Here is a 1,620-nt window from a genome sequence, read left to right on the forward strand (position 1 = left end):
AGCAAAGACCGCCAATGAAGGCGGTCTTTGAGGAAACCATTTCAGGCTGGACCGAAAGGTGCTCGCGGGTTCAGTGTCGAATTCGGGAAATACTACTCTGACCCCTGTTCTGACCCCTGTTTTTGACCCCTGTTTTCCGGTGTGCCTTAGGCTCACTGTCCGAGAAAGCCGGCGCGATTCACTCTGACCCCTATTTTCGGTCCTGCTTTCCGCGCGATTTAGTTGAACGACCAAAAACGGCAACGATGGCTTCTTGGAAGATCCAGAACACGCCACCCGCAGCGGAAGTAAGCAGCACAGAGTCTCTGGTCACACCACAATACTGCCCGCTGACACAACTGACTACACGGGCCAAAACATGACCAAACATTGCTGTGCTGAGAACTGCAATAAGAACCATGCACAGTTTGACCAGCACCCCAACCGAGCCTGACCGATTCGGATCAAAAATCATGCCGCGAAGTGTAAGCCACGCCCGTAGCGGCGCCAGAAGAATTCCTGCAATGCCAAGGACACCGAAGAAAAGCACAGCAAAATCGAATAGAACACGAGAACTCATCGGATCTCTCCTATTACTTGCATTTTCGGCTCCTTTGCCAGCTGGTCCTGTGCATTCTTAGCTTCAACTATCTGTGATTCCAGATTTGATGGAAGAAGAGTTTCTCTGTTCACATTGGCAAGCGGGCCTATTCCGCTTAGCACATTGGATACATGCGTCGAACAAGAAAAGAACCCAGCCTCGCCTTCACCATTGCTTCCATCGGCCGGTTGTATTCTATTTAGGATTGCAGCTTCCTGCTCTGGAGTCGTGTTGAACGTGTATGTTCGTACATCTGGACCATCTGTTTTCTGATAATTCACGTAGTCCTCAGCGCTGGCATCCTCAAACATTCCACTACTTGATCGATCTTGATTTTTCGGCCGATAGCTTCCATTTGGATCGTAAACAGATGTTTCTCCATCTCGAGAAATGACTAGGCCGGCGTGCCTCCCTCCCCAAGTCGCTGGATCTGCACCAATGTTTCCATTTATCACTATGGTCGTCGCTCGACCATCGGGGTCCGAAAATTTGTACGGGTTGTTGTTTGCGTACCAATACCTACCAAAATTCACCCCAGAATTGGCATCCGTAGCAATTGGATCAACGTTCAGGAATCGACCCACCTGCGGATCGTAATACCGCTGCTGCATATAAGTCAGCCCCGTATCCCGATCCATCACATGGCCCGTATACCCGGTGCCATCAATCACCGTCGCCCCAAACGCCTCGCCATACGGCGCATACGCATTGCGCTTGACCAGATTGCCGCTGGCATCCGTCTCCGCCACCGGACTACCGAGCGAGTCGGTGTGCTGATAACGCACCGTGGTCGTGCCCGTGCCCCACGCCACCGCCCGCGTCGCCACCTGCGTATTGCCTAGGTAGATGTAGCTCAGGTTCTGGCTGCGACGCGCCTCAGAGGTGTACATGACCTGCTTGGACTGGCTGTAGATCCAGAACGTGGTCTTGGTATCGGCATCGGTGGTCTGCACGCGACGGCCCTGCCCGTCATAGCGATAGGTCTGGACACCCGTGACCTGATTCATGCGGTTGGCGCTGTCGAACACATACGCCTGCGC

2 protein-coding genes are annotated in these 1,620 nt (G+C 53.2%); both read right to left on the reverse strand.

Annotation, left to right across the window (positions count from 1 at the left end; genetic code table 11):
- Window positions 1-190: 190 nt before the first annotated feature.
- Entirely contained in the window at window positions 191-559 is a 369-nt protein-coding gene (locus G467_RS18130; protein WP_155844915.1) for a hypothetical protein, read from the reverse strand.
- A partial coding sequence (locus tag G467_RS17955) for an RHS repeat-associated core domain-containing protein (protein ID WP_281166683.1) occupies window positions 556-1,620 on the reverse strand: 1,065 nt, incomplete at its 5' end. The genes G467_RS18130 and G467_RS17955, both read right to left, overlap by 4 nt.

Source organism: Arenimonas oryziterrae DSM 21050 = YC6267, from assembly GCF_000420545.1.
Classification (GTDB): Bacteria; Pseudomonadota; Gammaproteobacteria; order Xanthomonadales; family Xanthomonadaceae; genus Arenimonas; species Arenimonas oryziterrae.